Annotated in this window: 26 protein-coding genes; 15 read left to right on the top strand and 11 right to left on the bottom strand. The window is 60.3% G+C overall.

Annotated elements, in window-relative coordinates:
* The first annotated feature begins 244 nt into the window (after nt 1-244).
* A complete protein-coding gene (gloA, locus tag DB032_RS13005) occupies nt 245-640 on the top strand; it encodes a lactoylglutathione lyase (RefSeq protein ID WP_107799868.1) in 396 nt (131 codons plus the stop codon).
* A gap of 56 nt (nt 641-696) precedes the next feature.
* Here the strand turns inward: gloA and DB032_RS13000 are convergent, their stop codons facing one another.
* From DB032_RS13000 to DB032_RS12990, 3 genes are all read right to left on the bottom strand, one after another.
* Nucleotides 697-2325: a methyl-accepting chemotaxis protein gene (locus tag DB032_RS13000; RefSeq protein ID WP_107799867.1), complete on the bottom strand. Its 1629-nt coding sequence runs from the start codon at nt 2323-2325 to the stop codon at nt 697-699.
* Nucleotides 2326-2561: 236 nt separating this feature from the next.
* On the bottom strand, nt 2562-3113 hold the full coding sequence (locus DB032_RS12995; RefSeq protein WP_146176665.1) for a hypothetical protein: 552 nt from the start codon (nt 3111-3113) through the stop codon (nt 2562-2564).
* Nucleotides 3114-3710: 597 nt separating this feature from the next.
* The gene (locus tag DB032_RS12990; RefSeq protein ID WP_107799865.1) at nt 3711-4892 is read right to left on the bottom strand and encodes an MFS transporter; all 1182 of its coding nucleotides are present in this window, start codon (nt 4890-4892) and stop codon (nt 3711-3713) included.
* Between the two features lie 206 nt (nt 4893-5098).
* Between DB032_RS12990 and DB032_RS12985 the strand changes: the two genes are divergently transcribed.
* The 3 genes from DB032_RS12985 to DB032_RS23730 all read left to right on the top strand — a co-directional run bounded on the left by DB032_RS12985 (nt 5099) and on the right by DB032_RS23730 (nt 8469).
* The gene (locus tag DB032_RS12985) at nt 5099-6472 is read left to right on the top strand and encodes a PLP-dependent aminotransferase family protein (RefSeq protein ID WP_107799864.1); all 1374 of its coding nucleotides are present in this window, start codon (nt 5099-5101) and stop codon (nt 6470-6472) included.
* Nucleotides 6473-7882: 1410 nt separating this feature from the next.
* On the top strand, nt 7883-8185 hold the full coding sequence (locus DB032_RS12980) for a DNA-binding transcriptional regulator (protein WP_107799863.1): 303 nt from the start codon (nt 7883-7885) through the stop codon (nt 8183-8185).
* A gap of 5 nt (nt 8186-8190) precedes the next feature.
* Entirely contained in the window at nt 8191-8469 is a 279-nt protein-coding gene (locus tag DB032_RS23730) for a hypothetical protein (protein ID WP_146176664.1), read from the top strand.
* 271 nt (nt 8470-8740) lie between these two features.
* On the opposite strand, the gene DB032_RS23725 is transcribed toward DB032_RS23730, so the two are convergent.
* Nucleotides 8741-9163, bottom strand: a complete 423-nt coding sequence (locus DB032_RS23725) for a hypothetical protein (protein ID WP_146176663.1) — start codon at nt 9161-9163, stop codon at nt 8741-8743.
* A 576-nt stretch (nt 9164-9739) separates the two neighbouring features.
* Nucleotides 9740-10108: a hypothetical protein gene (locus tag DB032_RS12970; RefSeq protein WP_107799861.1), complete on the bottom strand. Its 369-nt coding sequence runs from the start codon at nt 10106-10108 to the stop codon at nt 9740-9742.
* A 488-nt stretch (nt 10109-10596) separates the two neighbouring features.
* On the opposite strand from DB032_RS12970, the gene DB032_RS12965 reads away from it, so the two are divergent.
* Nucleotides 10597-11052 carry a hypothetical protein gene (locus tag DB032_RS12965; RefSeq protein WP_107799860.1) on the top strand — a complete coding sequence of 152 codons (456 nt, stop codon included), beginning with the start codon at nt 10597-10599 and terminating at the stop codon, nt 11050-11052.
* Nucleotides 11053-11255: 203 nt separating this feature from the next.
* Here the strand turns inward: DB032_RS12965 and DB032_RS12960 are convergent, their stop codons facing one another.
* Together DB032_RS12960 and DB032_RS12955 are read right to left on the bottom strand one after the other, a co-directional pair.
* Nucleotides 11256-11546 carry a putative quinol monooxygenase gene (locus tag DB032_RS12960; protein ID WP_107799859.1) on the bottom strand — a complete coding sequence of 97 codons (291 nt, stop codon included), beginning with the start codon at nt 11544-11546 and terminating at the stop codon, nt 11256-11258.
* Nucleotides 11547-11928: 382 nt separating this feature from the next.
* A complete protein-coding gene (locus DB032_RS12955; protein WP_107799858.1) occupies nt 11929-13713 on the bottom strand; it encodes an acyl-CoA dehydrogenase C-terminal domain-containing protein in 1785 nt (594 codons plus the stop codon).
* A 196-nt stretch (nt 13714-13909) separates the two neighbouring features.
* Between DB032_RS12955 and DB032_RS12950 the strand changes: the two genes are divergently transcribed.
* The 7 genes from DB032_RS12950 to folE all read left to right on the top strand — a co-directional run bounded on the left by DB032_RS12950 (nt 13910) and on the right by folE (nt 21633).
* The gene (locus tag DB032_RS12950; RefSeq protein WP_019100393.1) at nt 13910-14461 is read left to right on the top strand and encodes a DUF2062 domain-containing protein; all 552 of its coding nucleotides are present in this window, start codon (nt 13910-13912) and stop codon (nt 14459-14461) included.
* Between the two features lie 9 nt (nt 14462-14470).
* Nucleotides 14471-15028, top strand: coding sequence for an NUDIX domain-containing protein (locus DB032_RS12945; RefSeq protein ID WP_048415843.1), 558 nt, complete (start codon nt 14471-14473; stop codon nt 15026-15028).
* The gene (locus DB032_RS12940; RefSeq protein WP_081545720.1) at nt 15015-15332 is read left to right on the top strand and encodes a PilZ domain-containing protein; all 318 of its coding nucleotides are present in this window, start codon (nt 15015-15017) and stop codon (nt 15330-15332) included. Before DB032_RS12945 ends, DB032_RS12940 begins: the two co-directional genes overlap by 14 nt.
* A gap of 398 nt (nt 15333-15730) precedes the next feature.
* Nucleotides 15731-17659 carry a PrkA family serine protein kinase gene (locus DB032_RS12935; protein ID WP_081545718.1) on the top strand — a complete coding sequence of 643 codons (1929 nt, stop codon included), beginning with the start codon at nt 15731-15733 and terminating at the stop codon, nt 17657-17659.
* 150 nt (nt 17660-17809) lie between these two features.
* The gene (locus DB032_RS12930) at nt 17810-19093 is read left to right on the top strand and encodes a YeaH/YhbH family protein (RefSeq protein ID WP_107799857.1); all 1284 of its coding nucleotides are present in this window, start codon (nt 17810-17812) and stop codon (nt 19091-19093) included.
* Between the two features lie 158 nt (nt 19094-19251).
* On the top strand, nt 19252-20766 hold the full coding sequence (locus tag DB032_RS12925) for a SpoVR family protein (RefSeq protein WP_107799856.1): 1515 nt from the start codon (nt 19252-19254) through the stop codon (nt 20764-20766).
* A gap of 228 nt (nt 20767-20994) precedes the next feature.
* On the top strand, nt 20995-21633 hold the full coding sequence (gene folE, locus DB032_RS12920) for a GTP cyclohydrolase I FolE (protein ID WP_107799855.1): 639 nt from the start codon (nt 20995-20997) through the stop codon (nt 21631-21633).
* A gap of 4 nt (nt 21634-21637) precedes the next feature.
* On the opposite strand, the gene DB032_RS12915 is transcribed toward folE, so the two are convergent.
* From DB032_RS12915 to DB032_RS12900, 4 genes are read right to left on the bottom strand one after another with little or no spacing between them, the layout of a single operon-like run.
* Nucleotides 21638-22417, bottom strand: coding sequence for an ATP-binding cassette domain-containing protein (locus DB032_RS12915; protein ID WP_107799854.1), 780 nt, complete (start codon nt 22415-22417; stop codon nt 21638-21640).
* The gene (locus tag DB032_RS12910; RefSeq protein ID WP_107799853.1) at nt 22410-23384 is read right to left on the bottom strand and encodes an iron ABC transporter permease; all 975 of its coding nucleotides are present in this window, start codon (nt 23382-23384) and stop codon (nt 22410-22412) included. The genes DB032_RS12915 and DB032_RS12910 overlap by 8 nt, the downstream gene beginning before the upstream one ends.
* 36 nt (nt 23385-23420) lie before the next feature.
* Nucleotides 23421-24233, bottom strand: coding sequence for a 4-hydroxy-tetrahydrodipicolinate reductase (gene dapB / locus DB032_RS12905; protein ID WP_107799852.1), 813 nt, complete (start codon nt 24231-24233; stop codon nt 23421-23423).
* Nucleotides 24230-24562, bottom strand: coding sequence for an outer membrane protein assembly factor BamE (locus DB032_RS12900; RefSeq protein WP_233246701.1), 333 nt, complete (start codon nt 24560-24562; stop codon nt 24230-24232). The genes dapB and DB032_RS12900 overlap by 4 nt, the downstream gene beginning before the upstream one ends.
* A 144-nt stretch (nt 24563-24706) precedes the next feature.
* Between DB032_RS12900 and fur the strand changes: the two genes are divergently transcribed.
* Genes fur through DB032_RS12885 form a run of 3 tightly spaced genes read left to right on the top strand, consistent with a single transcriptional unit; the run spans nt 24707 to nt 26554 of the window.
* The gene (fur, locus tag DB032_RS12895) at nt 24707-25132 is read left to right on the top strand and encodes a ferric iron uptake transcriptional regulator (RefSeq protein WP_019101530.1); all 426 of its coding nucleotides are present in this window, start codon (nt 24707-24709) and stop codon (nt 25130-25132) included.
* Complete coding sequence (gene aat, locus DB032_RS12890) at nt 25129-25830, top strand: leucyl/phenylalanyl-tRNA--protein transferase (RefSeq protein WP_107799850.1); 702 nt, start codon at nt 25129-25131, stop codon at nt 25828-25830. The genes fur and aat overlap by 4 nt, the downstream gene beginning before the upstream one ends.
* Nucleotides 25817-26554 carry an arginyltransferase gene (locus tag DB032_RS12885; RefSeq protein ID WP_107799849.1) on the top strand — a complete coding sequence of 246 codons (738 nt, stop codon included), beginning with the start codon at nt 25817-25819 and terminating at the stop codon, nt 26552-26554. The genes aat and DB032_RS12885 overlap by 14 nt, the downstream gene beginning before the upstream one ends.
* Nucleotides 26555-26641 lie beyond the last annotated feature (87 nt).

Here is a 26641-nt window from a genome sequence, read left to right as displayed (position 1 = left end):
CGCTTTTTGTGATTGATCATTACATTATAAGTCGCTTTTTATGGGTGATGGGCGCGGCTAAGATGACCGCGATCTAAGAAGCTGTTCAAAGTCTGCTGCGCTTCAGCGATACGGCGTTGAAACCCGCTTTGGAATGCTCATGCACCACCGGTACATTCCGCTTTCTCAGCCGCTTTCGCCTTGTCTCGTTCAGGCTCGCGAGACATTGAACAGGCTCTTCATCTCAACCATCAGGAAAAAGCGCATGAGAATTCTGCACACCATGTTGCGCGTGGCCGATCTGGACGCCGCGCTGGCCTTCTACACCCGGGCGCTGGGCATGCGCCTGCTGCGCCGCAACGACTTCCCGGACGGCCGCTTCACCCTGGCCTTTGTCGGCTATCGAGACGAAACCGAGGCCGCCGCCATCGAGCTCACTCATAACTGGGATCAGGGCGATTACCAGCTGGGCAACGGCTATGGCCATGTGGCGATAGAAGTGGACGACGCCGCCGCCGTCTGCGAGCAGGCGCGCGCGCTGGGCTACACCGTGGCGCGCGAAGCGGGGCCGATGAAGCACGGCCGCACCGTGATCGCCTTTTTGCAGGACCCGGACGGCTACAAGGTGGAATTGATCCAGAAGGGCACCCAGTACGACTGAGCGCGGGGAAGGGCGGGCCCGCGCTTGCCGGACCCGCCTCGTTGGAAACCCGTTTTTTAGAGACGGAAGCGCGCGGTCACGCCCTGCAGGTTCTGCGCCAGCGCATTGAGCTGGCTGGAGGTGGTGGCCAGTTCTTCCACCGTGGCGCTGTTTTCCTCCGCCATCTGCGACACCCGTTCCATGCTCTGCGCCAGGTTCAGGCTGGCGGTGCGCTGCTCGCTCAGCGCGCTGGTGATGTTGCCGATGGATTGCACGATGGAGTGGGTGCTGCCCTCGATCTCCTGCATGGAGTCGGTGGCCTGGCCGGCGCCGTCGGACACCGTGCCCACGCTGGTCAGGCTCTGCTCCATGCTGCCCACCACCCGGTTGGCGCTGCCCTGGATGGAACCGATCATCTGAGTGATTTCCTGAGCGGAACTGGCGGTGCGTTCCGCCAGCTTGCGCACCTCGTCCGCCACCACGGCGAAGCCGCGGCCCATCTCGCCGGCGCGCGCCGCCTCAATCGCCGCGTTCAAGGCCAGCAGGTTGGTCTGGTCCGCCACGTCGCGGATCACCGTGACGATATTGCCTATCTTCTGCACTTCCTGGGTCAGGCCCTTCATCTGGTCCGAAGTGGCCGCCACCGAAGACGACACCGATTCGATATTGCCCACCGACGCCTTCACCGCATGGCCGCCGCGGCTGGCCAGATCGCCGGCCATCGCCGCCTGGCGGGAAGCCTCGTTGGAGTTGTCCGCCACGTGGTTGATGCTGACCGTCAGCTCCTCGATGGTGGCGGCGGCCTCCGAGGTGGCCTCGGACTGGCGCTGAGCGCCGTGGGCCACCTGTTCGGACATGCTGGCCAGCTCATGGGCGGAGTCCGACACCTCGTTGGCGTTTTTCTGGATGCTGGCCACCACCTCGCGCAGGCCCTGGCGCATCTCCTGAATATCCTTGGCCATGGCGATGGCCTCGTCGCGCGCCTCCGGAATCGGCTCATCGTGGCCGGACAAATCGCCCTGCTTGATATTGCGCACCAGCTGCGCGGATTTCTTCAGCGGCACCGTCACCAGATTGGCGATGAACATCGCAATCGCCACCGCGGCGATCAAGGCGATCACCGCCACGGTGATCAACACCGTCACCGCCTCGCTCTGCGCGGCCTTGCTGCCCTCGATAGACTTTTGCATCAAGTCTTCCTGAAAGTCAGACATCTCTTTCAGCGCCTTTAAAAACGCATTGTTGGCCGGCGCAAAAGTCTTCATCAGAAAGGTTTTGGCTTCCTCGTTCTTGTTGGCGCGCGCCAAGGCGTACAAGGGCTCGAACTGACCGCCCAGATTGGCGCTGGCCGCCTTGAGCTTGTCGAACAGCTCCTTCCCTTTGGGCGTGGACAACAGCTTTTCCATCTGATCCATATTGACGGCGTTGGCGGCGCGGAACTCCTCCACCTTCTTGATATGGGTCTCGGTCTCCTCCGGCGTCTGCACAATGATGGCGTTGCGGATGGAGCGGCCCACGTCCAGCGTGGTGACGCTGATCTTGTTGGCCAACACGATCTTGGGATAACGGTCCTCGGTCACATCGCGGATCTTGTCCCCAATGGTGTTCAACTTCATCATCGCCACCGCCACGATGATGGCGATCAGAATGATCAGCAGGCCAAAGCCGGCCAACAGTTTTTGCTTGACGGTCAACTGGTGCAGCATGGAGCGCTCCCCCGGACAGATATTGTGCCTATAGTGCCGCGACGCGCCCTGCCAGAGCCGCGGCCTCTTGATGAAACATAGTTGCCGGATTGGGCTAGATCAAATCATGCTTATCGCGCTTATCAATTTTTTGCTGGGGAAGAATGGGGAAGGCTGTAGTGGGCGAGTGGGTAGTGACGATATGTCATATGAATGGTTCTGGCGGAGGTTTTTAGACTACCCCCGCCGTTGAGAAATTAGCGGTTTTTTATCAAGTAAATAGGCTGAAAAATAAGACTAATGAAAGTCAAATGCGCAATGAAATAGAACATCATTACATGACATGACGCCAAGATTGAATAAAGTATCGGGTTGGTGGCGGCTATTCTAATGATATACCTGCCAGACTCAAGGTTGGAACCGTCAAAATAAGTAATGTACACCATGAAGGCAAGCATTCCGCCGATGGCGAATAGCGAAAGAGTCACTCGTTTCCAACTGAAATGGCTTAAATCCAAGTTGCTGAAAGCAAAATCCCGGCGAAATAGAAAAATAATTGCGATAAAATAAATTGGGATACTGAGACGAATGTACGAGAAAGTCACGGCAGCCGTGTTTTTCAGCGTCTCAGATTGCATGCCGCCAGAACCCATTAAATGCTTGAGAGACAAGAAATTGAAGATTGGCGCTAGGGATGAATCCCCCATTAGCTGAGATGCGATTCCGATAAGCAGAATGGGCGTTATACTGGCAGATATGAAAAAGTAAAGCAAAGGAGGTTTTTTTAATGTGTTTTCTATGGTTGGCATGATAGTTTTTATTGTGTGGTTTAAAAGAAGTCCTCCTGAAATAGGGGACTACAGGATGTTTGATTTGTTTGAGTGGATTTCATTGTTCAATTCCTGAGTGTTTATTAAGTTTTGATGATTGGGCTGCTTTTGGGCGGAGGGCCAGGTTTCGTCAGAAGGAAGACCTGCCCTTCTTGAGGGAATTAAAGTCATTGGTGCCCCCTGTGACACAACGCATGCTAGCACCATCTTACAAGTGGGTAAATGAGGGTGTTTTCAAAAGAGTTGTTGTCTGAAGGTTATATTGTTGATTTTGCCCATTCTTTCAGGGGTGAAGAAGGCGGCGGCTACAAGATACGCAACAATAAGAGCATCAGTGCCAGTTATTGATAAAGCAAAAGCGCCTAATGCCAACTGATACGCAAAGGTATGCAAATGCCTGTGGCAGGGGAGTGTTTATTTCAGCCGTTATTCGTGGGCTGACGCTATTTGCAATGCCTTGCCTGCAAAGCCAAACCCTTTGGACATTCTTCGCATGCTATCGCCAATGTCTTTATGGTCAATAGCATGCTGGAAGCGCGGGACTTTGAACCCGTTCTTAGGCCTTGTCACCCGCGGCTAATCGCGCCGGCCGGCCGTCGCCATGGCGGGGAGCGCGGCGTTTGCCGCCGCGCTCCGCCCAATCGCCCGGGCAACCAGGGCCGCGCCGGCGGCCAGCGCCAGGCCGAACAGCAGCAGGGCGGCGGGCGCGCCCAGGCGGTCCAGCAGCAGGCCGGTAAAAATCACCGGCAGGCTGAAGCCGATATAGGCCAATAGAAAGAAACCGGCGCTGGCGCGCGGCTTTTCCGCGCCGGCCAGCGCGTTCACCGCGGACAAACCGCCCAGATAAGTGAAGCCGTAGCAAGAGCTGCTCGCGCCCAGCGCGCCGAGCAACACCGCTGTCAGCGAACCCTGGGTCGCGCCCCAAGCCAGCAGCGCGTAGCTGGGCGGCAGCACCAGCATGCCCAGGCGCACCGCGCGGCCCGGCGGCATCGCGCGGGCCAGCGGCTGGAACAGCAGGCCGCAACTGATCACGGTGAAGGTGGAAAACCCGGACCAGCGCGCCAGCCCGTGCGCAGCCAGCACCGAGGGCAGCAGCGCGATCACCAGCCCCACCGCCGCCCAGGCCAGCAGAATGGCCGAGCCGAAGGGCAAGCTGCCGGCGGGGAAATAGGGCGGGCGCAGCATCGCCGTATGGCGGCCGCGGGGGGCCGGGTCCGGCAAGCCCGCCACCGCCAGCAGCGCCGCGCCGGCCAGCACCAGATGCATCCAGAAGCTGGCCGGCGTCAGCGTGCTCTGCCACAGCAGGCACACACTGGTCAGCGCCGCGCCCAGGCCAAAGCCCAGCGAGGTGCTGGCCGTCACCCACAAAGTGGCGCGGCGGCCGTCCGGCTCCGCCATCAATTCCCCCATATAAGCGACGCCGGCGGCGGAAGCCAGCGCGGTGCCGCAGCCCAGCAGAAAGCGCGCCACGGCCAAGGCCTCCAGCCGTGGCCACAAGGCCATGACGGCGGTGGCCAGCATCGCCAGCGTCAGCGCCGCCAGGATCAAAGGCTTGCGTCCCAGCCGGTCCGGCAGGCCGCCCAGCGCCAGCAGCACCGGCAACACCCCCAGCACATAGGCGGAAAACGCGGTGGCGGTGGCCGCCGCTCCTTGGCCGGCCAGCTGCGCGTAAGCGGTATAGAGCGGCGCTTGCAGATTCACCGCGCAAGTGATCAGACACAGGCCAAAGGCCAGCCGGGCAGGGTGGCGCGTGTTCATGCCGCCTCCGGGAATAAAAGAGACACGGCGGGACAAACAGTGTGGGCGGACAGTGGGACGGTCATAAGGTGAGGCCTGGCTAGGATAAAGGGTGCGGCGGGCCGCGCGACACGCCACTATCCGGCCGCTCCATGACGGCAACAAGTGACAGCGGCGGCCATTTGCGCTTAACTGTTTGCTCATTATCAGCAAACAGTGAGCCCGCCATGCGGCTAGAACTTGACCGCGCCAGCCGGCAGCCGCTGGCGCAGCAAATCGCCGATCAACTGCGCGCCTGGATTCGGCGCAGCCGTGTCCGCCCCGGCACCCGGCTGCCCTCCATCCGCCAACTGGCCAAGGAGCAGCAGCTCAGCCAGTCCTGCGTGATCGACGCCTACGACAGGCTGGTGGCGTTGGGCCTGCTGGAATCGCGCCACGGCGCCGGCTTCTTCGTGGCCGCGCCGCCGGGCCGCGAAGAAAGCGAATGGCGGGAAACCATGGAACCGGCCTGGGGCCAGTTCAGCGACAGCGGCGAACAGCTGAAACTGGGCTGCGGCTGGGTGCCGGACAGCTGGCGGGACCAGGAAGAACTGGGCTACGCCATCCGCCACATCACCCGCTGCCAGCCGGCGGACCTGTTCGACTACAGCACCCCGCTGGGCCTGCCGGCCTTGCGCCGGCAACTGCAACAGCGGCTGCGCCAGATCGACATCCATGTGGAGCAGGAGCAAATCCTCACCACCAACGGCGGCAGCCACGCGCTGGACCTGCTGGCGCGCGCACTGCTCAAGCCCGGCGACACCGTGCTGGTGGAAAGCCCCGGCTACTACAATCTGTTCAACCTGCTGAAATTCCACGGCATAGACATGCTGGCGGTGCCGCGCGCCGGCAACGGGCCGGACCTGGCGGCGCTGGAAGCCATCCTGGCCCGGCAGCGGCCCAAATGCCTGTTCATCAACAGCCTGTTCCATAACCCCACCGGCACCTGCCTGACGCCGGCGGTGGCGCACCGCCTGCTGCAACTGGCGGAGGCCCATGACTTCCTGATTGTGGAAGACGACATCTACGCGGATTTCCAGAACCACCCCGGCGTGCGCCTGGCGGCGCTGGATTCGCTGCGGCGGGTGATCTACGTGTCCAGCTTCTCCAAAACCCTCAGCTGCTCGCTGCGCGTCGGCTATGTGCTGGCCCAGCCGGAACTGATCCGCCAACTGGCCAATATCAAGATGTACACCGGCATCGGCACCCAGCGCTTTGCGGAATGCGTGGCGGCCCAGCTCTTGTCCAGCGGCGCTTACCGCAAGCTGACGCAAAGGCTGCGGCTGCGGCTGAACCGGCAAATGGCCGCCACGCTGCAAACGCTGGAGGCCAATGGCTGGCAAGTGTTTGCCGAGCCGCAGGGCGGCATGTTCGTCTGGGCGCGCACCGGCCGCCACAGCTTCGAGGACATGCAGGCGGAAGCCGCCAAGCGCGGAATCCTGCTGTCGCCGGGCAGCGGCTTCATGCCCGGCGGCGAGGACAATGACTGGCTGCGGATCAATGTCGCTTATGCCGGCGATGCGCGGGCGTTGGGGTTTTTTGAGGGGCTGGGAGGTTTATAGCCTGAATGATGATTTGGAGGGAGGGTTCTGCTTCTCGGCCTTAGCAGCTTTTCAGTGATCCGAATGGCAATGACTGCTTTATACAAAATTCCGGACTCACTCCGAACTCTTATAGGTGTCTTGGGTATCCCCAGCGAGACTGACCTGGGGCATGCAAGGGTCAGTCGCGCCTTCAACGCCTGACATCGTGGCGAAATATGCCGATGGTGTTGTTCGCCAAAGCCAGAGTTATAATGCTGACAAATGGCGCTATAGAAAAATCTTGGGGAGAGAGATGGGCAATGCTTGCATCGTGTGCTGCCTGGCTGCGGGCTCGGGCGAGCGTGTCTTTATCAGCGGCGCTCGGTGGGCGGAGAATCAACAAGAAAATCTACTGCGCCAAGCATGACAGCGGTTATTCCAGCTTGGTCACGGAATTGGTCTGCCAAGCGGGTCTCTTCAATGCCATGTTGGTGTAGTCCACGACCACATCCAAGGATGTCAAAGAAAATACCGCGTATCATGCTGAGTTACACACAGACAAACCAAATCTACGCCTGCACAGGTGTATTTTTTTCACGTTAGGGCATATGACTAGGTACCGCTCACAGCGCATAGCTTCTCTCATTGCCTTGGCAACGTTTCTCGTTGCCGTAGGTCTCGCTGTATGGTTCAGGTCGGCAAATCCTTACGGGGTTTGGCTCTACACGCCGAAAAATTGGTGTAGTTGGCATCCCACAAACTCATTTACTCTGGCTTATGGCGTGACGACATCGCTAGCCACTGTCATTCTTGGGTTGCTCACATTCGTTTTCTGGGCCGCATCGCGCCTTTCAAGGTCGCCAGCCGCAGCAGCAGCCTTACGAGAGAAAGCCTCTGTCGCAGCTTGGTCAGTGTTATTTGTCGCAGTTCTTAGCATGGTTACACCTATTACCGAATCCTGGCTTCCAAATGCCCAGGACCCAAGGTGTGCGGCCCATGTGCCTTAACAGTACGGTCAAGGTCGCTATGGCCTCCGTTTGATGCGCCACAATCGGCGAACGCCTTACTGGTCTGTCCCGCTCGCCTGTGTGCCTACGAGGCGTCATAAGAGCTTGTTCCTGATTTTTTTTGGGGGGGAATTTGCGCGGCCAAATTCCCTGCAAGCCTGGCCTACGGCTTCCCGCCGGTTCCCGTCAGGCCCGAGGTGCGGCTGAACTCTCTACGTGCGAATCGTTGATTCGCTCAGTGTTAGTTTGCTAACGTCAAATCGCTCAAACAAAGCAGCCGCTTAAAACGAGCGAAGCGAAGTTTCTGCGTAGCTAAAACCTCGGGCCTGCCACCCGACGGCAGGCTTGAAGGGACCTAGGGCGCATCGGATACGCGGTTTCCTGTGTAGCTATGCAAGGTTTCAAAGCACTAAAACTCCCAGATCGATCAAGGAGACTATCAATGCCGACTGAAAAAGAACTGGCCGCTCGGGACGCCCTGCGCGATCTGGGAGCGGAACTGCTGGAGTCCGTGCGTCAGATGAAGGCGGACCAGGCCACCCGGCGCACCCAGGTTACGCCCACGCTGGCCGCACAAGCACGTTCGCAGATGGGCATGTCCCAGACGGAGTTCGCGGAGTTGCTAGATGTCAGTAAGCGCACACTGCAGGAATGGGAGCAAGGCCGGCGCATGCCCACCGGCGCGGTGCAAACCTTGCTGCGGGTGGCTGTACAGCACCCGGAAGCGTTGCGGGAGCTGAAATAAGCTTAATGATCAAACGACCTCTTTTTATGACATTCCTCGCCATTCTGGCTGGCTGCTCTGATCCAATGGTGGAGGCTATCGCAAGCCGTGACACCTTCGCTTACGCGGCTGTAAACGATGCAAGAGACAAGCCGGCCTTCACGATTCAAGCCGGTACATCCTGCCTGGTTGGTAAGACCTTATTCGGCAAAGTTGATGCATACACAGAGGTGGTGTGTGGTGACAAAAAAGGATGGGTGTTGGAGTCAGAAAATATGAAGTCCTCAAAGTCAGTTGGTGGCTAGGCCGACAATGTCTTCTTGCTTTGCTTTGAGAAAGCACTTCGAATAGGGGACGTTGCTACCTTCTTAGCCTAAGTGGGCAATTATGCTGCTGACCGTGATCGGCCAGCTCCTGTCGTTCATGGGCGTAGCAAAGAGGAAAGATGAATGACCGCCGTAATTCAGTTTGCTGACATTTAAGTTTGACGAGAGGGGTCGCTGTAGCGGAGAAGGGAGCCCACAAGTGTAGTTTGTGGATGGCCCCTGTCGGCGGAATAGTTAGGTGTTGGACCTATCACTCATCTACCCATATCTCAATAACAATTTCGGAGTGCGTTCCGCGAGAGGTGGAGGGGCTCTTCAAAGGGTCTCGGACGAGTACAATCTTTATGCGTTTTCCAACGATATACTTTTTGACACCTTTCTTTGTGTCAGCCACGGTGTCGTACGTGTAGTGATCACCATTATCTAGGTGCGCATTAAATACTGGTGATTCGTTATGCATCCCCACGCGGCCTAGCAAGGTTATGACTCCCTCTAGTTCTGTTTTCTGAAGCCTGCCAGCCTCAATGCTTTGCCACCATTCATCAGATCCAAAAAGGCCAAAGGTTCCTTTAAGGCCAAACGGGCGTGAAAGATCGAGAGTGAGTGCTTGAGCAGTCGCAACCTGTCCGGAGTCTGAGGCAAGTTCATTCTTTAGTGAGTAGACGAGTTGCATGTGTCTGAGGACACCTTAACGTAGAGCTAACTGGCGCTGCCCAGCTTTGTTGTGCAGCGTCTGGTGGACGGCAGGATTAGACTCAAATCCCTCTTGCTGCAATGACGTTTTCACCTTGGTCCATGACCTCGATTTTCAGGCTATCTGTGATTTTCACGTTTGCGGAGAAGCCAAAGCAAACGCGATTCAGAAACTTTAATACGTAGTCCGATGTTGTTGAATTCTGATTCAAAACGACCTCGATGATATCAGATTTCGCGGCAACCTTCTTTGCTCCCTCTTGAAGCCCAGTCGGTGACACAAGGATTCCCCCTGACGCCCCAACGTCTTGAATGTTCCATGCCAAAGCCGCCGTGATTGCTTGACTGATACCAGCCTTTGTATGGCGTTTGCACTCAACGACGATGAAGTGACTTCTGTCAGTTGCAAACCCCTTGGCATCTATTTCCCATTTGGTTCCGCTGTCGCCAGCTACCAGTTGCTTTCCCTCAAATCGGCCGAGCCCGAAATGCTCAGCGAACCGATTGGCTTTGCTTAGCTGTATAGTACAGCATCCATCAACCAGGGTCTGTAAGGTTAGGTGTCATTATCTTTCCCCGATAACTCCGGGAAAGGTAACTGAATCGGTGAAAGCAGAAATGAAACCCCATCTTCAATCTGCTTAACGTGCCAGATGGCAATGCCTGTTGGCTGTATGTTTAGACTCAATGGAAAGACAAACGACGGCAACCATAAAAGCTGAATAGTACCATTACCCTCCCAGCCGCACTCGACGAAACGCTCTTTTGCTATTGCTTCGTAGTCTGCCGCTCTCAATCCAACAAGTGACTGAGGGCTTTGCAGGAACAGAAGGTTATCGATCCACTCAAAGCTGTATACAAAGAAAGACCGAAGTGCTTCGGGCTCGTAGGTGATGACTTCATTGGCGGAAATTGAGTAGGCCACTACCTATGATCCCCAACAGTTATTCAGATGCAAAAATGTTTGGGAGATTGAGAATAATATGGACACGTCGGAACTATCTCTAAGTTTTTGAATGATAGCGAGACTATCCGAAACCAGTCTCCTTATCAATCAAAAATCATAAGGGAAGAGCTAACGTCCGCTATGCGATATTTCCCTGTCGGCTCACTTTTAGCCAGTAAGGGGCAAGCAGGTATGCTTGTGGAGTCCACTGCTCGAAAAGTAGTTGCTATCCCATCTGGCACGCAGAGAGCGATACAAAATTCATAAGTCTCAAAACGGCTGCAGTGGCTTGACCCCCCATCTCCCTCTAAGCAACAATCCCTCCGTGCCGTTTCATCCCGGCACTGGGCCGTGAGAACCCATCGACTGCAGGCGAGGTGCTGTTTTCAGCACGTTTTCCAAACTTGCGTTGCGTCTGCCTGATCGGCAGCCGCTGGTTTTCACGCACTTCTAGCAAGAGGTTGCCCATGTCTGATTTCTCTAAACCCCGCCGTTCCTGCTACCGTTTCCCCTCCAGCGAAGCCAAAGACCTCCGTCTGCCCTTTGTCCGCCGCGTGCCGGGCCGCACTTATCCGCATTACTGGCAGCCGGCGGAGCCCCAGGATTATTTCGAGGCTTGCGCGATTGGCCGCCAGTACGCGGCGCACATGGCGCAGTTGTTGAAGACCAACCGCCAGCACGCGGCGCGCGGGCTGTTGTTCCGCATTGCCAGCGATATGGATTTTGCCGACAAGAGTTACCGCATCGGCCTGTGCAAGGGCTTCTTCAATTATCTGGAGATGCTGCTGAATCTGGCGGTGGAGCGGGTGGATCTGGCGCAGCATGTGGAGGCGGTGCAGCAGCTATATCTGTGCCTGGAGCAGTTGGCGCAGGCGCAAACGCAGAAGCGTTACCGCAAGCGCGGCCGGGGTCGCCAGCGCTGAGCGCGTTGGTCATGAAAAAACGGCCCTTCGGGGCCGTTTGGTTTTGTGCTGTGTGTATTAGAGCCTGTTCAAAATCTCGCGCGCAAGAGCGAGACAAGGCGGAAACCGCTGAGACAGCGGAATGTACAAGTGGCACATGAGCATTTTGAGCTTGTACTCACCGTGCAAGACTTCACGACGCGCAGCAGATCGTAAACAGATTCTTAGCGCGCGAGTTCGGAGTAATGGTGCTCATCATACTGTCCGTCCAGATAGTCGTTGACGCGGTCGTTGAAGGCGATCCAGTGCGGTGTTTTCTGGTGTTCGGCCAGACGCTCCTTGCTGTCCCACAGTTCGATCAGCGCGTAGCGCAGCGGCTCGCCGGCTTGCTGCCAAAGCTGGTAGTAGTTGCAGCCGGTTTCCTTATTGGATTCCCGCACCATGGTGTTGAGCAGGGTGAGGAAGTCTTGTTGGCTTTCGGCTTTGACGTTGAAGAATACGTTCAGGGTAATCATGAGAGGGCCTCTGGTATTGGGTGAATGAATGCGAATGTTCCGCTGCCGTCGGCGCGGTGTATCCATGGAGGCCATTCTACGAAGCCCTGTTATTCGTTAAAAGTGAAATATAATTAGCTTTGTATTCGTTTTTTATGAATCAATGTCGTGATGGTTCAAGGCCAGGCTGGGTGAGGGGCGGACGGCGGCAAAAGAAAAACGGCCCCGGGGGGCCGTTTTGTCATGATGCCTTGCTGGTGTAGAGCCTGTTTACGATCTCGCGAGCTAAGGCGAGACAAGGCGAAAACAGCTGAGGAAGCGGAATGTACTCGTGGTACATGAGCATTTCGAAGCTGTTTTTAACGCAGTATCGGCGACGCGCAGCAGATCGTAAGCAGGTTCTTCAGAACGCGAAGTGCTCGTCCTGCAACTCCATCAACGGCTTGGCGCCGGCCTTGAGCTTGGCCAGCAGGCTGTGCACTTCCGGGAACAGCTTAGCCATATAGAAGCGGCCGGTCAGGATCTTGGCCTGGTAGAAGCCGTCTTCACCGCCGCCCAGCTTGGAATGAGCCACTTCCGCCATTTGCGCCCACAGCCAGGCGTAGCTGAGGTGGCCGATCAGGCGCAGGTAGTCGGTGGCGGCCGCGCCGGCTTCGTCGCGGTTCTGCATGCCGGCCATACCGATGCCCATGGTCACTTCGCCCACGTCTTTCAACAGCTTGGCCAGCGGGGCCACGTAGTCGGCCAGTTTGTCGTTGCCTTCATTGGCCTGGCAGAACTTGTGGATTTGCTTGGTGAACTTGCGCAGCTTCTGGCCCTGGTCCATCAGCACTTTGCGGCCCAAGAGGTCGATGGCCTGGATGCCGTTGGTGCCTTCGTAGATCTGGGAGATGCGGCAGTCGCGCACCAGTTGTTCCATGCCCCATTCGCGGATGTAGCCATGGCCGCCGAATACTTGCATGCCCAGGTTGGCGGCTTCGTAGCCGTTGTCGGTCATGAAGGCCTTGGCCACCGGGGTGAGCAGGGCCACGAGGTCGGCGGCGTCCTGGCGGGCGTCGGCGTCCGGGTGTTTGTCTTCAATGTCCAGTTGCAGCGCCAGCAGGCTGGTCAGCGCGCGGCCGGCCTCGGTGTAGGCTTTCTGGGTCAATAGCATGCGGCGCACGTCCGGGTGGACGATGATGGGGTCCGCCGGCTTGTCCGGGCATTTGTCGCCGGAGAGCGAGCGCATTTGCAGGCGTTCGCGCGCATAGGCCAGCGCGCCCTGGAAGGAGGCTTCGCCTATGCCCAGGCCTTGCATGCCGCAGCCCAGGCGGGCGGCGTTCATCATGGTGAACATGCAGGACAGGCCTTTGTTGACTTCGCCAATCAAATAGCCCTTGGCGCCGTCCAGGTTGATCACCGCGGTGGCGTTGGCCTTGATGCCCATCTTGTGTTCCAGGCTGCCGCAGGCCACGGGGTTGCGGCTGCCGTCGTCATGGAATTTGGGCACGATGAACAGGGAGATGCCTTTCACGTCCTTGGGCGAGTCCGGCAGGCGGGCCAGCACCAGGTGGATGATGTTGTCGGACATATCATGTTCACCGGCGGAGATGAAAATCTTGGTGCCGGTAATGCTGTAGCTGCCGTCGCCGTTGGGTTCGGCGCGGGTTTTGAGCAGGCCCAGGTCGGTGCCGCAGTGCGGTTCGGTCAGGCACATGGTGCCGGTCCAGCTGCCGTCCACCAGTTTGGGCAGGTAGGCCGCTTTTTGCGCTTCGGTTCCGTGGGCATGAATGGCAGAATACGCGCCGTGGGACAGGCCGGGGTACATGGACCAGGCCACGTTGCTGGAGCACTGCATTTCCATGATGGGGAAGCTCAGCGCCTTGGGCATGCCCTGGCCGCCGTAGGCCGGGTCGCAGTCCAGCGCCGGGAAGCCCAGTTCACAGTATTGCTGGTAGGCTTCCTTGAAGCCGGGCGGGGTGGTGACGGATTTGGTGGTGCTGTCGTAGTGACAGCCTTCTTCGTCGCCCTGGCGGTTCAGCGGCGCCAGTTCGCTTTCACAGAACTGGGCGGCGGCCTCCAGATAAGAGCGGAAAATGTCCTGGGTGGCTTCTTCGTAGCCGGGCAGGGTGGGGATGATGTCCTGTACCTTGATCAGCTCGTGGAGCACGAAATCGAAATCCCGCAGCGGGGCTTGGTATGCAGGCATGGGTCTCTCCTGTTGGTTTGCGCGGCCTGGACGATCCGGCCCAGGTCTGTCGTGTTTGGGTTCGCCCTGCGCTTGGGCGAATAATTCAAACGCTTGTTTAAATTATCGACGTGGCTTTGACAAGCTTTTCGCGTTTTACCCGTCGCCGAGTGTGGTTTAACGGCAACGCGCGCGCACAAGGATCAAAACATTCCAGATGACTTGGTTTAGACGCAAGGTACGCAAATGGGTTGCCTATCGGCACCATTGGTTTCAGAAGCCGGGCCTGCGCCGGCTGGCGCCCTATCTGGACCGGCCGGCGTATTGGTCGCTGAACCGCCGCAAGGTGGCGATGGGGGTGGGGGTGGGTTTGTTCGCCGGCCTGATGCCCGGCCCCACGCAAAAGGTGACGGCGGTGGCGCTGGCTTTGCTGATGCGGGTGAATCTGCCGGTGGCGGTGTTGTTCACGCTGTACACTAACCCTTTGACCGTATTGCCGCTGTACTTTCTGGCTTATGCTTATGGCAAGCTTTTACTGGGCAATCCGGCTGCGGGTACAATGACGCCGCCGCCCAATTGGGACCGGATGAGCTTGCCGGATTGGTGGCACGCCTGCCTGAATTGGCTGGCGGAGCTGGGCTGGCCCTTGCTGGTGGGATTGCCGGCGCTGGGCCTGACCTTTGCCGTGATCGGCTATGCGTTGACGCGGCTGCTGTGGCGCTGGGCGGTGATCAGCGCCTGGAAAAGCAGGCATTGCAGAACACTTTAAGGGGTGATTGTGGATCTGGTTGAAAAGCAGTTGTCGTCGGAGCTGGTGTATCAGGGCGGTTTTCTCAAGGTTCATAAAGACGAGGTGGCGCTGCCGGACGGCGCGGCGTCCACGCGCGAATACATTCTGCACCCCGGCGCGGTGGCGGTGCTGGCGCTGACGCCGGACGGCAAGCTGGTGCTGGAGCGCCAGTACCGTTACCCGGCCGGCCGCGAGTTCGTGGAGATTCCCGCCGGCAAGATAGACCCGGACGAGGACCCGGCGGCCACCGCCAGGCGGGAGTTGTTGGAGGAAACCGGCTACGCGGCGGAGCGCTGGACGTATCTGGGCACCGCTTATCCCTGCATTGGCTATTCCAACGAGCGCATCAGTTATTACCTGGCGGAAGGGCTGAGCCAGCAGGGCAGCCGGCTGGACGAGGGCGAATTCCTGGAGGTGCTGACGGTGCCGGTGGCCCAGGCGATGGAGATGACGCTGAGCGGGGCGATCTGCGACAGCAAGTCCATCGTGGGCCTGCACTGGCTGGCGGCGCATCAGGCCGGGAGGATGCCGGGTGTCGCCGTTTGATCCTTACCGGGATCGACGGCGCGGGCGCCGCATCAGCATGGGCTGCAAGGCTCGCATCCGTTCTTTGATCAGCGGCGAAACCCATTACGGCGAGTGTGTGGATCTGTCGGTGGACGGCATGGCCTTGCGCTCGTCCTTTGTGCCGCAGTTTGGCGAGCGTCTGTCCGTGATCGTGCTGGCCCCGGGCGTGGGCGGCATGCCGGGCAAGCCCTTGGAGGCGGTGGTGGAGGTGAAGCGCTGCAATGAGGTGCAGCGCGGCCGCATCTATGAAATCGGCGTGCGCATTGTGCAGCGCAAAGGCTGAGCGCCGCAGTCCGCGCGGGCGCGGCGCATTCTTTATATTCCCTTCTCTTTTTCCGCCGCGCTGCGCGGCGTGAATGTTTCAATCGCCGCGATGGAAACGTTTGATTCTCAAAGCGTTTTTTTAGGGCCGATTTCCGTTTACTCCCGCTTACACGCCGCTCGTCTTCCGTTACAAAAAAAAGCTGGCGGAATTCACCATCCATTTCAAATACTTGTATTGAATCTGGCTCACGATCTCATATTTTGTGTGCAGGCGCGGTTTTGCCCTGCCAGGCTGTGCGTTATGCTATACCCAGAAAAAGAAAGCCGGAAACAATGTGAATACTCTAATTCAGCAAGGGGAGCAGCGGATGCCGCGTGCATATCGTTTGCGCCTCTGCTACCTGCCAGGAGAGAGCCATGCACCCGGATATCTTCAGTCACTACGCTGCTCGTTACGACAAGACTCGTGAGGAGGAGTACACCATCCAGGAGTACCTGGAGCTCTGCAAGAAAGACCCCGGCGCTTACGCCACCGCCGCAGAGCGCATGCTGGCCGCCATAGGCGAGCCGGAGCTGGTGGACACTCGGCACGATTCGCGTCTGTCCCGCATCTTTTCCAACAAAGTCATCAAGGTCTATCCCGCGTTCCGTGATTTTTACGGCACCGAGGAGGTGATCGAACAGGTGGTGTCCTACTTCCGCCACGCCGCGCAAGGCCTGGAAGAGAAGAAGCAGATCCTCTATTTGCTGGGTCCGGTGGGCGGCGGCAAATCGTCCATTGCCGAGAAGCTGAAAGAGCTGATGGAGCTGGTGCCGTTCTATTGCCTGAAAGGCAGCCCGGTCAACGAGTCTCCGCTGGCGCTGTTCAATTACGACGAGGACGGGGCGCTGCTGGAAGAGGAATACGGCATTCCGCGCCGTTATCTGAAGAGCATCCCCAGCCCGTGGGCGGTGAAGCGGCTGCATGAGTTCAACGGCGACATCGGCCAGTTCCGCGTGGTCAAACGCTATCCGTCCGTACTCAAGCAGATCGCGGTGGCCAAGACCGAGCCGGGCGACGAGAACAATCAGGATATTTCGTCGCTGGTGGGCAAGGTGGATATCCGCAAGCTGGAGAAATACGCGCAGGACGACCCGGACGCTTACAGCTACTCCGGCGGCTTGTGCCTGGCCAACCAGGGCTTGCTGGAATTCGTGGAGATGTTCAAGGCGCCGATCAAGGTCTTGCACCCGCTGCTGACGGCCACTCAGGAAGGCAACTTCAAGGGCACCGAGGGCTTTGGCGCGATTCCGTTTGAAGGCGTGATTCTGGCCCACTCCAACGAATCCGAGTGGAAGCAGTTCCGCAACAACAAGAACAACGAGGCTTTCCTGGATCGGATCTACATCGTCAAGGTGCCGTATTGCCTGCGCGTGTCCGACGAGATCAAGATCTACGACAAGCTGATCCGCAACTCTTCGCTGGGCCGCGCGCCGTGCGCGCCGGGCACGCTGAAGATGATGTCGCAGTTCGCGGTGCTGTCGCGGCTGAAAGAGCCGGAAAACTCCAGCCTGTTCAGCAAGATGCAGGTCTACGACGGAGACAATCTGAAGGATACGGATCCCAAGGCCAAATCCATCCAGGAATACCGCGATTACGCGGGGGTGGACGAGGGCATGAGCGGCTTGTCCACGCGCTTCGCCTACAAGATTCTGTCCAAGGTGTTCAACTTCGATCACAGCGAAGTGGCGGCCAACCCGGTGCACTTGCTGTACGTGATCGAGCAGCAGGTTGAGCGCGAGCAGTTCCCGGCGGAAATCGAGCAGAAGTATCTGACCTTCCTGAAGGAGTACCTGGCGCCCAAGTACGTGGAGTTCATCGGCAAGGAGATTCAAACCGCTTATCTGGAAAGCTACTCCGAATACGGCCAGAACATCTTCGACCGCTACGTCAGCTTCGCGGACTTCTGGATTCAGGATCAGGAGTACCGCGATCAGGACACCGGCGAGATCTTCGACCGAACCTCCTTGAACGCGGAGCTGGAGAAGATAGAGAAGCCGGCCGGGATTTCCAACCCCAAAGACTTCCGCAACGAGATCGTCAACTTCGTGCTGCGGGCGCGGGCCAACAACGGCGGCAAGAATCCCACCTGGACCAGCTACGAGAAGCTGCGCACGGTCATAGAGAAGAAGATGTTCTCCAACACCGAGGAGCTGCTGCCGGTGATCTCCTTCAACGCCAAGGCCAGCGCCGAGGATGCGAAGAAGCACGAGGACTTCGTCAACCGCATGGTGGAAAAAGGCTACACCGCCAAGCAAGTGCGTCTGTTGTGCGAATGGTATCTGCGAGTGCGCAAGTCCTCGTAAGCCGTCGCTGATCCGGCGCCGCCTGGGGCGGCGCTGGAAATCGCCCGCGCGGCCGCTGTCGCCGCCGGGTGGTGAAGAATATAACAACAGCAAGCCAGGCGATGGCCGCCCGCGGGCGGCCGCCGCCGGCACAGGCAAAGCGAGGTGCTTATGTCCCACATCATCGATCGGCGCCTCAACGGCAAGAACAAGTCCGCGGTCAACCGCGAACGGTTTCTGCGCCGTTTCAAGGCCCAAATCAAGGAGGCCGTCGCCAAGGCGGTCAAGGGGCGCAGCATTACCGATATCGAGAGCGGGGAGAAGGTCTCGATTCCGGTAAAGGATATTTCCGAACCCGTGTTTCATCACGGCAAGGGCGGCATGACGGAAAACGTGCACCCAGGCAATGAGGAGTTCGTCAAGGGCGACCGCCTGCCGCGGCCGCAGGGCGGCGGGGGCGGAGGCGGCAGCAAGGCCAGCCAGGACGGCGAGGGCGAGGACGATTTCGTGTTCCAGCTGTCGCGCGAAGAGTTCATGAACGTGTTCTTCGACGACCTGGCCCTGCCCAATCTGATCAAGACCCAGCTGATGGGCATTGAGGAGATGAAGACGGTGCGCGCCGGTTACACCAACGACGGCACGCCGGCCAACATCAATATCGTGCGTTCGCTGCGCGGCGCGCTGGCGCGGCGGGTGGCGATGGCCGCGCCCACCATGGCCACGCTGGGCGACGCGGAGGAGGAACTCGACACCCTGATGGAGGATGACGAGGACAACACCTCGGAAATCCGCGAAAAACGGCAAAGCATTCACCGGCTGCGCGAACGCATCGCCAGCATTCCGTGGATAGACCCGTTCGACCTGCGCTACAACAACCGGGTTAAGCAGCCCAAGCCCACCAGTCAGGCGGTGATGTTCTGCATCATGGACGTGTCCGGCTCCATGGACGAGCAGAAAAAGGACATGGCCAAGCGTTTCTTCATCCTGCTGTACCTGTTCCTGCAGCGCAATTACGAGAAGATCGAGGTGGTGTTCATCCGCCATCACACCAGTGCGGTGGAGGTGAGCGAGGAGGATTTCTTCCACTCGCGCGAATCCGGCGGCACCGTGGTGTCCTCGGCGCTCAATCTGATGGCGGAGATCGTCAAGAAACGCTACGCCGGCAGCGAATGGAATATCTACGCCGCCCAGGCGTCCGACGGCGACAACTGGGACAGCGATTCCGCCAACTGCGGCCGCATCATGGAGGAGGACCTGCTGCCTTACTGCCAGTACTTCGCCTACATCGAGATCACCGAAGGAGAGCCGCAAAACCTCTGGTACGAATACTTGAAGGTGCAGGAACGCAACCGCCAGTTCGCCATGCAGAAAATTCGTTCGGCTTCCGACATCTACCCGGTCTTCCGGGAACTGTTCAAGCGCCAGCCGGCCAATGGCCGCGCCGCCACCGCCTGAGAACGTGTTTATGATCTCGCGAGACAAGGCGGAAACGAGCGAAAAAGCGGAATGTACACGTGGTACATGAGCATTTTGAGCTTGGTTTCGACGCCGTATCGCCGACGCGCAGCAGATCGTAAACAGGTTCTGAGCGGTCTTGCCAAGGGGGGAGCAACATGACACCGATTTCTACCGGGTCCGAATGGACCTTCGACCTGGTCGACGAGTACGACCGGCAGATACGCACCATCGCGGTGGATGAATTCAAGCTGGATGTCTATCCCAACCAGCTGGAAGTCATCACCGCCGAGCAGATGATGGACGCCTACGCCTCGGTGGGCATGCCGGTCAACTACCATCACTGGAGCTACGGCAAGCATTTCGTCGCCACCGAAAAGAGCTATAAGCGCGGCCAGATGGGGCTGGCCTATGAGATTGTGATCAACTCCAACCCCTGCATCGCCTATCTGATGGAGGAAAACTCCATGACGATGCAGGCGCTGGTGATCGCCCACGCCGCTTACGGCCACAACAGCTTCTTCAAGGGCAACTACCTGTTCCGCGCCTGGACCGACGCCTCGGCCATCATCGACTATCTGGTGTTCGCCAAGAGCTACATCACCAAGTGCGAGGAGCGCTATGGCATAGACGCGGTGGAAGACTTGCTGGACAGTTGCCACGCGCTGATGAATTACGGCGTGGACCGCTACAAGCGGCCGCAGAAGCTGTCGCTGGCCAAGGAGCAGGCGCGCCAGGAAGAGCGCGAGCAATACCTGCAAACCCAGGTCAACGACCTGTGGCGCACCATTCCCAAGCGCGACAAGGACGGCAGCGACAAGGCGCCGCCGCGTTTTCCGCCGGAGCCGCAGGAAAACCTGCTGTACTTCATCGAGAAATCCGCGCCGCTGCTGGAGCCTTGGCAGCGCGAGGTGGTGCGCATCGTGCGCAAGGTGGCGCAGTATTTCTACCCGCAGCGGCAGACCCAGGTGATGAACGAGGGCTGGGCCACGTTCTGGCACTACACCATCCTCAACCGTCTGTACGACAAGGGCATGGTCACCGACGGCTTCATGATGGAGTTTTTGCAGAGCCACACCAATGTGGTGTACCAGCCGCCGGTGACGGCGCGTTGGTACAACGGCATCAACCCGTACGCGCTGGGCTTCTCCATGTATCAGGACATCAAGCGCATTTGCGAAGCCCCCACCGACGAGGACCGCGCCTGGTTCCCGGACCTGGCCGGCACGCCGTGGCGGGAGTCCCTGGAGTTCGCGATGAAGAACTTCAAGGACGAGAGCTTTATCTCGCAGTATCTGTCGCCCAAGCTGATTCGCGATTTCCGTCTGTTCTCCATCCGCGACGACGACCACGACGACAAGCTGGAGGTGTCCGCCATCCACGACGATATGGGCTACCGCGATATCCGCGGCAAGCTGGCGGAGCAGTACAACCTGGGTTCGCGCGAGCCCAATATCCAGGTGTGGTCGGTCAATGTGCGCGGCGACCGCAGCCTGGTGCTGCGCCACACCATGCACAACCGGCGGCCGCTGGACGACAACAGCGCCAACGAGGTGCTCAAGCACGTGTGCCGGCTGTGGGGCTTCGACGTGAGGCTGGAAAGCGTGGACGGCAATGGCGACGTCAAGCAGAGCTACGAGATGAAATCCAACCTGGATGGGGCGCGCGTGTAGCCGCGGCGGCCTGTGATATAGTCGAAAACCCGGGGCCGGCGGTCGTCGCCCCCGGGTTTTTCATGCCGCCGGCGGATGCAACTTTCCCTCCGGGCCGCTCTCGAATTCCTATTTCGATTGCGCGTCGCCGCCGCAAAGCCTGTTTCGCTTCACGCGAGGCGGCCCCGGCCGCGCTCTGCCTCGCCGGCGCGCGGCGGACTTTGAACCAGCGCTCACAAGGGAGACGATATGGACCACCAGCATTGCGATCATCCAGCGCCGGAGCGCGCGCCCAAGGTGGGCGTGGAACGCTTGCGGCCCTTCGACAAGGAGGCGTTTGAGCGCGCGGTGACCGATTTGCTGACCGCCTGCGGCTTTCAGCCGCAAGGCGATCCGCATCTGGGCAGGACCGCGGAACGTGTCGGCGCGTTTTGGCGCGACCGCTTGCTGGACGGCTACGCCGCCGATCCGAGCGAGGTGCTGGGCTGCGGTTTTGAAGACGATTCCCGCGAGATGGTCATCATCAGCAATATCTCCATCCACAGCCTGTGTCCGCACCATCTGGTGCCCTTCGAAGGCATCGCCCACGTCGCCTACATTCCGGGCGGACGGCTGCACGGCTTCGGCCGCATCGCGCGGCTGATCGACGTGATCTCGCACCGCTTGAATTACCAGGAATGGATTTGCCAGGAAGTGGCGGACGCCTTGGTGCGGCACGGCATGGCCAAGGGCGCGGCCTGTGTGATCCAGGCCAAGCAGATGTGTTTGCAACTGGGGGAAAACCGGCGCGGCGCGGAGGCGGTGATCACTCAGGGCTTCGCCGGAGAAGTGGGCGAGGCGGACCGCGCGCGTTTCCTCAGCGAGTGCAAGCAGGCCTCGCACCGCTGAGCGTTTACTCTTGGTGCGGGTGGGGCAAGGGCACGAAAGCCCGCAAGGCGTGCTCCCGGCTGCTCAGCTCCGCCAGCCGCACGCCGTAAACCGCTTCCAGCGTTTCCCGCCGCATGATTTCGGGCGTGGGCCCGAAGCCGGCGGCGCGTCCTTCGTTCAGCAGCAGCACATTGTCGGCGTGGCGCAGCGCCAGGTTCAGATCGTGCACCACGGCCAGCGCGCCGATGTTCAGCTCGCGGCAGATGCGGGCCACCTGCGCCAGCAGCGCGTCGGCCATGGCGAAGTCCAGCGCGGCGGTGGGTTCGTCCAGCAATAGATAGCGTTCCGCGTCCGCCGAGGCCAGCAACTGGCACAGTGCGCGCGCCAGGTGGACGCGTTGCTGTTCGCCGCCGGACAGCGTGCGCGCCTGGCGTCGCGCCAGCTCCGCGGTGCAGGTGAGTTCCATCGCCTGGCGGCAGGCCGCGCCGGCGTCGCCCAGCAGATAGGCGCCGGACTGGATCAGCTCCATCGTGCTCCAGCCGGCCGGCGTCAGCGGATTTTGCTCCACCACCGCGCGCTGGCGCGCCAGTTGCGCGGCGGATTGGCCGCGCAGCGGCCGCCCGGCCATCCACGCCTCGCCGGCGCTGGGCGCGTGCAGACCGGCCAGCATGCCCAGCAAGCTGCTTTTGCCGGCCCCGTTGGGGCCTAGCACGATATTGAGTTCGCCCGGCGCCACGCGCAGGGACACTGCCTCCACCAAGAGGCGGCCCTGGCGGGAAAGGCTGAGGGCGCGGGCTTCAAGCATGGGCGTCCTTTTCCGCGCTTTGCCGCAGCAGCCACAGGAAAAAGGGCGCGCCTATCAGGCTGGTGATCACGCCCACCGGCAGTTCGCTGGGCGCCAGCAGGCTGCGCGCCAGCCAGTCCGAGGCGATGGCCAGCAGCGCGCCCAGCATGGGCGCGATCCACAGCAGCCGGCGCGCGTTGCCGCCCACCAGTTGGCGCGCCAGGTGCGGGCCCATCAGGCCGATGAAACCGATCATGCCGCAGGCGGACACCACCAGGCCGGCGGCCAGGGCCGCCAGGATCACCACCTGCCATTCGCGGCGACGCACTTCAAAGCCCAGGTGAAAGGCGGCGGTTTCGCCCAATTGCAGCGCGTTGAGAAAGCGCCACTGCCGGTGCAGCGCCAGCCAGACCAGCGGCGCGGCCGCGCACAGCAAGACGGTTTGCGGCCAGTCCACGCTGGCGAAGCTGCCCATCAGCCAGAAAATCACCACGCGCAAGGAGCCGTCGGGCAGGGTGGTGATCAGCAGGGTCAGCAGGCTGCCCAGCAAGGAACTGATGGCGAGACCGCTGAGGATCAGCCGGCTGCCGCCTTGTTGGGTCTGGCCCAGCAGGCGGATCAGCAATAAGGAGAACAGGCCGCCGGCGAAGGCGGACGCGGACACCGCGTAGAGGCCGGCGCCCAGGCTCAGCGCGGCGGCGGCGGCCAGCGCCGCGCCGCTGTTGATGCCGATCAGGCCGGGTTCGGCCAGCGGGTTGCGGAAACGCGCCTGCACCGCCGCGCCGGCGCTGGCCAGCAAGGCGCCGGCGCTGGCGCTGGCCAGCAGGCGCGGCAGCCGCAGCTGCCACAGCAATTGCCATTCCAGTTCCGGCAAGGGCTGGCCGGCCAGCAAACGGGACGCGTCCATGCCGCTGCCGTGCAGCAGCGAGGCGAGAGAGAGGAGAATCAGGCCGGCCGCGAGGGCCAGGGTCAGCGGGAAGAGGCGCATGGAAAGGGGGGCGGGGAGGAGGCTCCCCGCCGGCGCTTAGCGCAGGCCCAGCACGTCCTGCATATCGAACAGGCCGCGCGGTTTGCCGGCCAGCCAGCGCGCGGCGCGCACCGCGCCGTTGGCGAAGGTGGCGCGGCTGGAGGCCTTGTGGCTGATTTCCACGCGTTCGCCGATGGCGGCGAACAAGGCGGTGTGGTCGCCGACCACGTCGCCGCCGCGCACGGTGGCGAAGCCTATGGTGTGCGGATCGCGCTCGCCGGTCACGCCTTCGCGGCCGTAAACCGCGCATTCTTTCAAGTCGCGGCCCAGCGCGTCGGCGATGACTTCGCCCATGCGCAGCGCGGTGCCGGACGGCGCGTCCACTTTATGACGGTGGTGGGCTTCGATGATTTCGATGTCGTAGCCGTCGTCCAGTACTCGCGCCGCCATGTCCAGCAGCTTGAAGGTGAGGTTGACGCCAACGCTGAAATTGGAGGCGAACACGATGCCGATCCGGTCGCCGGCGGCGCGGATCGCCGCCTTGCCGGCCTCGTCGAAGCCGGTGGTGCCGATGATCATCTGCACGCCGCGCTCGGCGCAGGCGGCCAGGTGTTCCAGCGTGCCTTCCGGGCGGGTGAAGTCGATGACGGCGTCGGCGCCTTCCAGCGCCTGGAGGAAGTCGCCGCCTATCTTGACGCCGGTGTGCTTGCCGATGAACAGGCCGGCGTCCTGGCCGATGAATTCCGAGCCGGGGCGGTCCACCGCTGCGTGCAGCGCCACGCCGGGCGCGGCCAGCGCCGCTTCAATCAGGGTCTTGCCCATGCGGCCGCCGGCGCCGACCACCACCAGTTTCAGCGGGGAGGCGCTCATGGCTTGGCTTCCTGGGCCGGCGCGGAGGCGGTCAGCGGCGGGCGTTCGGCCGGCTGCGCCTGGCCTTCCACGCGCTCCAGCACGTCGCCGTTGAAGTGGACGGTCAACAGGCGGTTGCTGTTTTTATCCAGCTTGCCCTGCTTGATGTCGCTATAGGTGTAATCCCAGCGATTGGCGTGAAACGCGTCGGCCAGTAGCGGAGAACCCAACAGGAAACGCACTTGCGAGCGCGTCATGCCCGGTTTAAGTTTGGCGACGGCATCCTCTGTGACATAATTGCCCTGCTGGATTTCCATCTTGTGCGGGCTGAGCCAGTTCAGAGGGTTCATTGAGCTGCAGCCGGAGAGGGCAAGGACGGCGACAAAAATCAGGGCGCGCATGATACTCCGTGACCTAAAAGTTATGAGGCGGTAATTAGGCAAAGCCGTGAAAAGGCTTTATCATGATCTGAAATCGACCCACTTTATATCACGATGAGCAAAGCCAGTCACCTTAAAGATATCGGCCTCAAGGCCACCGGCCCGCGTTTGAAAATCCTCGATCTGTTCGAGGAGGAGCACGCTGGTCACATGTCGGCGGAAGATGTCTACCGCAAGCTGCTCGCGGAAAATATCGACATCGGCCTTGCCACCATTTACCGCGTGCTGACGCAGTTCGAGCAGGCGGGCATTCTGGTGCGCCACCATTTCGAAACCGGCAAAGCGGTGTACGAGCTGAACCAGGGCGGTCATCACGATCACATGGTGTGCGTCAGCTGCGGCAAGGTGGTCGAGTTCTTCGATCCGGAGATCGAGGCTTTGCAAGACCGCATCGCCGAGCAGCATGGCTTCCGCATCGTCGATCACGCGCTGTACATGTACGGCGAGTGCCCGGACTGCCTTAACGCCAAGAAGGCATGATTCCCTGGCTCGGTCCTGAGCCGGTCTTCCCTCCGGTGCGGCTGGCTCTGCGCGAACCCAACGGTTTGCTGGCCGCCGGAGGCGATTTGTCCCCGCAGCGCATCCTGGCTGCTTACTCCCAAGGCATTTTCCCCTGGTTTTCCGAAGGCGAGCCCATTCTGTGGTGGTCGCCGGCGCCGCGCATGGTGCTGAGTCCGGACGAGCTCAAAGTCAGCCGTTCCATGGACAAGCTGCTGCGCAATCAACATTACGAAATCCGCGTGGACACTGCGTTTCGCGAAGTGATGTCGGCCTGCTCCGAACCAAGGGCGCAGCAGCAGGGCACCTGGATCGTGCCGGAGATGGTGGACGCCTATTGCCGTCTGTACCGGCTGGGCTACGCGCATTCTTTCGAGACCTGGATGGACGGCGAACTGGTCGGCGGCCTGTACGGCATCGGCCTGGGCTTGATGTTCTACGGCGAATCCATGTTTTCCCGGCGCAGCAACGCGTCCAAGCTGGCCTTCATCCACATGGTGCGCCATTTGCGGACGCAGGGGGTGACGATGATAGATTGTCAGATGCACACCCGCCATTTGCAGAGCTTGGGCGCCAAGTTGGTTTCGCGTCAGACATTTCTTGCTACTCTGAAAGAGAATGCCCGACGGGCGCAGCCCGCCGCGATGTGGAACTACCGGTATACCAATGAGCCATCGTGATCCCGGCCCGACAGTGGCCATCCATTTCTACGCCACCGCGCCCTATCCCTGCAGTTACCTGGCCGGGCGTCAGGCGCGTTCGCAGGTGGCGATCCCGGCGGAGGCGATCGATGGCGAGGTTTACAGCCAGTTGGTGAAGCTGGGCTTCCGCCGCAGCGGCCTGTATACCTATCGGCCGTATTGCGACAGTTGCCAGGCTTGCGTGCCGGTGCGGATTCCGGTGGAGCGTTTCGCGCCCAGCCGCACTCAGCGCAAGGTGGCGCGTCGGCTGGAGGCGATGCAGGTGCGCCTGCTGCCGCTGGAGTTCGACGCCGAACACTATGCGCTGTATCGCTGGTATCAGCAGTCGCGGCACGCCGGCGGCGGCATGTCGGACGACGATCCGCAGCAGTATTCGGAGTTCATCCTGAAAAGCGGGGTGGACAGCATGCTGGCGGAGTTTCGCCTGGACGGCGAATTGAAGATGGTCAGCCTGATCGACCGCCTGGCCGACGGCCTGTCCGCGGTATACACCTTTTACGATCCGGAAGACGCCAAATCCAGCCTGGGCGTGTTCAATGTGTTGTGGCAGGCGGAGCTGACGCGGCGGCTGGGGCTGCCGCACCTGTATCTGGGCTATTGGATACGCGAATGCCAGAAGATGTCCTACAAGGCGATGTATCAGCCCCTGCAGGCCTTGATGGACGGGCGATGGGTGGAGTTGTCCAGGCCGCGGGACGAGTGAGCGGCACCCAATGAAAAAGCCGGCGCGAGCGCCGGCTTTTTCATTGCTGACGCGGTCCGCGTCAGAGCCTGTTCAAGGCCTGCGAGT

Source organism: Chromobacterium sp. Panama, from assembly GCF_003052555.1.
Lineage (GTDB): Bacteria > Pseudomonadota > Gammaproteobacteria > Burkholderiales > Chromobacteriaceae > Chromobacterium.
Note: the sequence above shows the minus strand (reverse complement) of the source record. Positions and strands in the feature narration are given on the sequence as shown.